The sequence below is a fragment of the Methanosarcina sp. 1.H.A.2.2 genome (assembly GCF_000979975.1).
In the GTDB taxonomy this organism is placed as follows: domain Archaea; phylum Halobacteriota; class Methanosarcinia; order Methanosarcinales; family Methanosarcinaceae; genus Methanosarcina.
The window spans coordinates 1-7275 of sequence record NZ_JJQL01000085.1; the positions used below are offsets into that span (position 1 = coordinate 1).

Sequence of the window (7275 nt, forward strand, 5' to 3'; positions counted from 1 at the left end):
AGTCAGAATCCTGTCCCAATGGCGAGCTAACCATCCAGGACTCACGGGCACCCCATGCGTTGGTGGTACCTGAGGACATCGGGAAGGTCAGTTCGTCATCACCCATCAGGGCTGCAAGTCTGATACGCTCCATGTTGGTGTAAGCATAGTCGAGACCATACCCCAGGGCTGCAGTGGTCGGGTCCATGATGATCCTGTCTCTGGGCACATTGCACTGCTTCATTAGTTTCCTGTTCAGTTCCTTCTGGGCATTCATGTCCAGCTGGGTCCAGGAAAGCACGTCGTGGTCGTATTTTAATGCGGCTTCTGCGATCTTGGCGTAGTCCAGGTTCAGGCTGGCAGATGCAAGGAGACAGCGCTCGCCTTCTGCAACTTCTGCTGCTTTTGCCAGGACTTCGGGGTCTTTCTGTGGGTTCCCTGATCCACCAATGGCTATTGGCACATCAACGGCCTGCAGGACTTCTTCAACGGTCTTGGCTGCATCCTTGGGGGAAGTGTCCTTAATGAGCGGGTCGGTTGAAATCAGGTGGATGGTGATCATGTCTGCGTTGAACTTTTCAACGTTCTTCTTTGCCCATTCTCCAGGGCTGTCCATGACCTCGTCGTAGTTCTCCTTGACAGCTTTTGCAAGCCCTATTCTCATGTCGAACACGTCGATTGTGACCTGGTTCCTGTTCGGCATTGGAGCATCAAAGTAGAATGGAAGGGCTTTTTCGCCACCCAGCATTACCTGCTTTCCACGGCTTCCGCCGTCTGCAGATGTGTTGCCTATGGGTACTTCCTGAATCTGAGTTGTCCATTCTGCGATATTAGCAACATCAAACTTGGCAGAGATGATATCCTTGAGTTTCGGGGCTGCCAGAGCTGGGGAAACTGCGGGAGCTGCTGCCTGTGCACCAAAGCCTACTGGATATCCAAACATCCCTGCTATTCTTGCGAAGTGCTGGGCAAGTACTGCACTCTCCTGCCCGAGAGCTGCTGCAAGCATCGGGTCAAAGCCGCCTCCGAGTCCACCGAGATCAATCTCAATGTCCCCTTCGATAGTCACACCTTCGAGGGCTTCTACATCCATTCCCGCGAACATGTTTGTTATATCTGATAACTTCATTTTCTTTGCCATGTAAACCTCACCGTTTCCGTAATTTTTTCCGTTTTTGTGAGTGACTTTATAATAAAGACTATAATACAGGACGTGTTTCCAGATGTTTTTCCCTTTTATAGGAACAGGGACCGGAACAGGAACGAATCCTGTTCCGTTATTCTGATTATTCTAAATGCCGTTTCAAGCTCTTAAACCGGACATTGGTTCCTGTTCTCTTTTTCCGGTACGGTTTTCTGCATAATCCACAGGTTCAAAAGGAAACCGGGGTCAGAACCCCAGTCTTTGTACTATTTTTTCGACTTCTACTGCAGCAACCGAATCATCCGGGATTTCAAAGAGAGGTATACCTTTTATGTCCATTTCCTCTATTTTCGGGTCGAGAGGTATCACACCTATCAGGTTAAGTTTCAGGTCCCCTGCCAGTTTCACGAGCTCTTCGCGGTTTGCATCTGTAACTTTGTTTGCAATAACGTGAATTTTGCCAACATTTGAATCCAGTTCACTCACAAGTTCACGAATCCTTTCGGCCGTCCTGAATCCCCTGCGTGAGGCGTCAGTTACAACAATAAGATCATCAATGTCCCGGATAATTTTCCTGCTGAAATGCTCAAGCCCGGCTTCCGCATCAATTACAACTACATCATAATTCACGATCAGTTTGTCCATGATGCCACGGAGGAGGTTGTTTACATAGCAGTAGCAGCCTGAACCTTCGGGCCTGCCCATTACCAGCAGGTCGTATCCCGGCATTTCTTCAATGATCTCATATACTTTACTTTTGAGTACCGATTCCTTGTTCATATCGGGGTTATCAGGCCTTGGTTTTGTGATTTCAGCCTGCAGGAACTCCTTTGCATCCCCGATTGTTTTTACGTTTTCACAGCCAAGGGTCTCAGGCAGGTTAGTATCTGCGTCTGCATCAACTGCCAGTGTAAACTTCCCGTTTTTGGAAAGGTAGCGGATCAGAAGAGCCGCTACCGCTGTTTTACCAGTCCCACCTTTTCCCGTTATTGCAATTACTTTAGTCACAGCATACCCCTTTTGGATTGTTTTTCTGTTTTAGGCAATAGCCTGTCGTCACTCAGTTATTTCTTTTCCTTCTTCTCGCTGATGATCATCCTGTCAATGGTGATCTTTGCGTTCTTGAAGGTCAGCTTTATTCCGCTACCTGAACCGCCGGACATCATTGGCATTGCAGGCATCTGGAAGCCGGCTGCAGGCATCATCATTGGAGCGGCTGCAACTGCTACTTCCTCTTCTTCTTCCTCTTCTTCTTCCTCTTCTTCAGCTGCTGCCCAGTTGGCAACGACCGGGTGGCTCTTATCCTGGAGGAAGGCTTTCAGGGACTGAATGTCACTTGCATCGTTCTCGGTTGCGATCTTGTCCTTTATGTCAGCAGGGATTGCATCGGTGATTTTGTCTTTGAATTTGGCAGGTAGCCACACTACTCTGTTCCAGCCACCATCGGCCTGGATGAACTTGGGGGAGTAGAAGTAGTTGATGCCTACACCGAGGAAACCTACAATCTGCTTTCCGCCGCCGGTCTGACCGGCCATTGTGGAGAATCCGATACCGTTCGGGGCCATTCCCTGGTATTCTCTGTCTACCCAGCCAATACCGTCTACTTCAGGGATATAGAACCCGACTACTTCGAAGCAGCCACAGGATGTGTGCGGGGAGTCAAAGAAGGAGTGGAGTTTTATCTTGTCGAATTCGCCGCTGGACAGTTTCTTGGCAATTTCGTTTACACCGGAGTATTCTCCTGTCTTGGAGTCAAGGACCTCGCCCTTGTCAATTGAGAACTGTGGGCCTTCGGGGTCTACCTTTGCTGCTGCACGGCCATCGAACCAGTTGATTGCACCGCAGAGGGAAACTCTGTCCGGGGAAACCACACAGACGTTGGTCGGAGCAAAGGACTGGCAGAGTGTGCATCCGTAGAAGACATCCACATCTTCATCGTGCAGGTCTTTTGTCCTTGCGTCTCTTGCCTTGAAGATATCCTTTGCTTCTGCGAGTTTCTTCTCGACTTCGGCCTGGTCGGTGTAGAAGGTCACCTGCATCTTCTCAATAAAGGGCAGTTCGCTCTTGAAGAGCATCATTACAGCTTTTCCGAAGGGCTCAAAGGAGTCCATCTTCCCGGCTGTGTCCTTGGAAATCCTCATCCAGACATCATATCTCTGGTTCAGGTGCATAATGCCCTGGCAGTAGTTGATGAAGTCGTGGACACGCCTTTCTACGACAGATTCGAGGTCAGGCTCGACAAGTTCTCCGCCAATGTTAAAGATCATTGCCCAGGGATAGGTCTTGCCTTCTTCCAGCTGCTTGAGGTCGGGACCGATAATTGTTACTTTGTCGTCCTCAATTTCATCCATGGGCGCTGCTCGGACAAGTTCCAGACCGACGGACTTCGGGCCTCCGAGTTCAACAAACATGCCTTCTTTTCTTACTCTTTCTCCTTCGAACATTGGGGAGATCTCAAATGGGAATTCTTCTGCCATTATATGTTGCCTCCTAATTCAAATTTATAAAAGGTCAATTACCTCGTCCAGTGCGGCAATGTGGTCTTCCCTGCTCAGGTTCCCAAAGGACATTGTTGCGTTCTGGATGTAGTTTTTGTCGATTGAAATTGATTTTACGTTGGTAAAATTCTTGGTTGCAGTCAGTACCTGGTTGATGTAGTACTTGTAGTGGCCCAGAGTAATGATTGTGTCATAGTTCCCTTTGCCGTCGAGTCCGGGCCAGTTGGGGTCCGTTAAGTAGAAACCAAGCTGGTGCACGTTGATGTACTTGGCATCCACGTCCTTGCCCACAAATCCAAGCATTGAGCTGCCGGTTGCGGCTATGGGCAGGTTGGCTGCCTTTGCGATCTTAACTGCGCGGTCCAGGACTTCGGGGGTGAGGCCTGCGGTCCCGATTACGAATAGTGGCCTCTTTGCCTTTGAAATCAACTTGGCTGCAATTTCAGTGGTGATAGCTTTTGAGGTCTTTACACCGTAGGTGGTAAACAGCTTTGTGTTCTTTGTAGTGTCTACCATTTTCAGGCCTCCTTGCAAAGTCTCTTGAGGTTAGTTGGCTGTGCGGAGACATCGAACTTGATTGCCGGGCCGGAAATGATTTTCTTCTTCTTCCAGTCGATCTCCCATCCGTGCTCGGCTTCGAGCTTCTTGAGGAGCTCTTCACGCTTGGAGAGCGGGAGGTCGGCTTCGTGCCTGACATACTTCCACCAGTCTTCGGGCATGATACCGAGGTACTTCTCGCTGAGTTCCATCCAGTGGGTCAACTTGATGGACCTGCCCATGTTGTTGTCGGACGGGCGGATGCAGTTCTTTGCCAGTATTACGCAGGTTTCCTGCCAGGTCTCTGCGGTGGTTATAAGGAATTCGGGTGCTGGCGGGATTGCCATTTCCTGTCCGTTCCTACCGTCGTAGACTTTCCACCTGGACTCGTCGTAGTTCTTGGCAATCAGGGCTCTCCTGTACTTGGAGCTGTGAGGGCCGAGCACTGCCGGGATACCGTACATGTTGCACCCGGTACCGATAGCGGCTGCTTTCTGGGAGTATGCACCCCATGCAAGCCCGACTGCACCTACACGGGTCAGGGAGTAGTCAGCAATTTCTGCCAGGTTGCCTGAAAGGTTCCTGCCTGCGAATATTGCAGCGACCTTGTGGACTGTACCTGAGATGTGAGAGTTCGAAACACAGGATCCGGTGTTAAGGATGTTTCCTTTTTCGAACCTGCCGGGGTACCTCTCATAGAGAGTCTTTCCGTCCTCATCCTTGTACATACCAATATCCATTGCTGAACATCCGGACACTACAAGGAGGTAGTTCCTCTTGAGGAATTCTTCTGCGATGTTGTAGACGTCTTTGGAACCTGCCGGATAGTTGGCACAGCCGATGATTGCGATGACACCAGGGGTGGTACCCATAACCAGGTTCAGACCTTCTGCCCTGATTTCTGCGTCACTTACCTGACCTCTTCCGGCTCTTACCAGACCTTTCTCTTCGGAGATGGCCTTCATGGCGGCTTTCTCGATCACATCAAGTATCGGGATGTCCTTATTGCAGACCTGTTCACACCTGCGGCATCCGACACAGATGTCGTGCAGGGCTTCAAGTGCATTGAGGTCCCCTTCCTTGGCTGCTGCCATTGCTTCCGGAATGTCCAGTTCCTCAGGACATGCGATCTTACATTCGCCACACTCCGCACACTTGCCGACAAGTGCTTTCATTTCTTCGTCGGAGGGGATAGCGGTTAAGCCTGCGGCATCGCGGATCGGGGCCATTTCCATGGCAATCCTGGGTACGAGCTCTCCGAGCTTCTCATAGTCCAGCATCACACAACCCGGGATTGCTCCTGACTTGATGTCCTCGATGATCGCATCAACATCATCGTTAGTCCTGTCAGGTAGGCCGTACATGATCTTGTCGTTGGATGCAATGACGGGGATCTTGAGTTTCTGGCCTTCCTGGACGAGGTCAGCTCTTACACACTGTTCGTCAAGGACGATTACATCAGGAATTCCGGAACGGACGATCTTGAGTTCCTTTGCAAGGGAACCGACAATCTTTGCATAGGGGGCCTGGCGGTCTTCTCTCTTGTACCTGGTCATGTCGAATGCGGTACAGCAGAGACCTCCGATTTCCATCTTGTCGGTCAGGTCGTTGTCTTCCATGTAGTCCATGATGTAGGTAACCCCGGCAACGTTGTGCCCGATTGCAATGATAACGGGCTTCTTGGGGTCAATTGTTCCCATACCGACTTCCACAAGGGGTACATCAGGGTCGGACTTCGGGAATCCAAGGGCTGTGACCTGAGCGATATCGGAAACTTCCATTCCCACGTGGTCCAAAACACCTGCAAGCATTGACTTGTTATCGTAATCGATTGCTGCTCCTTCCTGGCCTGCGTGGATGGTTGCAAGCATCTGGCCAAGTTCCTCTTCAACATATTCCATTATGGGTTTGAGGTCTCCAAGGGTCTTGGGCTGCCTTCCTGTAACAAGCTGGATGTTGGGGGCAATGACGTTTGATGCACCCATGTTGATGGGCATTTCTTCCCCAAAGAGCTCGATGATGTGGTTGAGTAGGTGACGGCCGTGGGCGCTGTGACAGGCACACCCGGTGATGCAGCGGAGGAAAAATTCCCTTGCAGCCTGTCCTTTCATGTCGATACCACAGGCACCTCTCTTGTTCCCTTCCAGGTTGCACGGTCCGAAGGTACAGTAGCAGCACTGGTCACACATAGGGGTGTACACTGGTTCGTAACGGTCGAATAGCGTAAAACTCCAGTCCCTTAAAGTTGCGATCCCAGGAAACGGAGTCGGACCCATCGGACCGAGTTCTTTTGCTTCTTCAGCAGCCTCCTTTGCTGCCCCTACAATGTTGTTAATAGTGATCTGAACGGATTCCAGATCTTCTATAGAAAAACTCCCGGTAGTTAGTTTGCTCATCTGAGCTTTACCTCCTAAATTTGTTTAAAGTCGACTTCGCCAAGACGATTGTAATTCTTATATACGGCTCATTCTTAATGATTATACATTATATATCTTGCCGTATGCTTTAAAGTTACAACCATTTAAATGACGTTCTCTGGTAAAACGTTCTTAGCTCTATATTCGAACATTTATTGCTTTACCAACGTTTTTTCAAATAAAAACGTTTTTATAGGGAATATTTTCTTGTAAAAGTCGTTTTTAGGGCCTAATCTCTCTTCCAAATCCCTTTTTACGCCCTATGTCTCAAAAAAACCGTTTTTACCAACGATTTAGACCTAAATCTTGAGCAGAGGTCGCTACCGATGGATAATGAACACTAATTAAAAGTCTAAATGTACCAAATCTATATAACATTTTCTAATTTGTAACACCCTATTTCGAGTAGGGTAAAATGGAATGAAGAGACGCACACTTTCAAATAAAACGCCAGAAGATCTGTAATGTAAGAAAAGTATTCAATGCCTTTTGATATTGGTTTTTTGATTTAATATTCTTGAGCCTCAATATTTTTTTCCATTGATTTTAATATTTGTTATTATTTATTTCTTTTATTCATACTAGCAACAAATAATTTTAAAGATTCTTCTTACTTGAATATCTAATTTCGCAAAAATAAAATTCAAATTATTCCATACCATCTTTAATCTAATATTCATAATAATAATTATAATTATTA

5 protein-coding genes are annotated in these 7275 nt (G+C 48.3%); all 5 read right to left on the reverse strand.

The features are described 5' to 3' along the window. On the reverse strand, window positions 1–1120 hold a 1120-nt coding region (cdhD, locus tag EO93_RS13500; RefSeq protein WP_048163051.1), incomplete at its 3' end, for a CO dehydrogenase/acetyl-CoA synthase subunit delta. Window positions 1121–1369: 249 nt separating this feature from the next. Continuing rightward, window positions 1370–2131 (reverse strand): carbon monoxide dehydrogenase accessory protein CooC, encoded by a 762-nt coding sequence (locus EO93_RS13505; RefSeq protein ID WP_048134580.1) that lies wholly within the window; start codon window positions 2129–2131, stop codon window positions 1370–1372. A gap of 56 nt (window positions 2132–2187) precedes the next feature. Continuing rightward, on the reverse strand, window positions 2188–3600 hold the full coding sequence (gene cdhC, locus EO93_RS13510) for a CO dehydrogenase/CO-methylating acetyl-CoA synthase complex subunit beta (RefSeq protein WP_048163053.1): 1413 nt from the start codon (window positions 3598–3600) through the stop codon (window positions 2188–2190). Between the two features lie 24 nt (window positions 3601–3624). Further along, window positions 3625–4137: a CO dehydrogenase/acetyl-CoA synthase complex subunit epsilon gene (gene cdhB / locus EO93_RS13515; RefSeq protein ID WP_048134584.1), complete on the reverse strand. Its 513-nt coding sequence runs from the start codon at window positions 4135–4137 to the stop codon at window positions 3625–3627. Window positions 4138–4139: 2 nt separating this feature from the next. After that, a complete protein-coding gene (gene cdhA, locus EO93_RS13520) occupies window positions 4140–6554 on the reverse strand; it encodes a CO dehydrogenase/acetyl-CoA synthase complex subunit alpha (protein WP_048163055.1) in 2415 nt (804 codons plus the stop codon). Window positions 6555–7275 lie beyond the last annotated feature (721 nt).

Excerpts from the sequence above, each read along its gene's own strand:
- cdhC (WP_048163053.1), bottom strand. The coding sequence starts at position 3,600 with ATGGCAGAAGAATTCCCATTTGAGATCTCCCCAATGTTCGAAGGAGAA.
- cdhB (WP_048134584.1), bottom strand. The coding sequence starts at position 4,137 with ATGGTAGACACTACAAAGAACACAAAGCTGTTTACCACCTACGGTGTA.
- cdhA (WP_048163055.1), bottom strand. The coding sequence starts at position 6,554 with ATGAGCAAACTAACTACCGGGAGTTTTTCTATAGAAGATCTGGAATCC.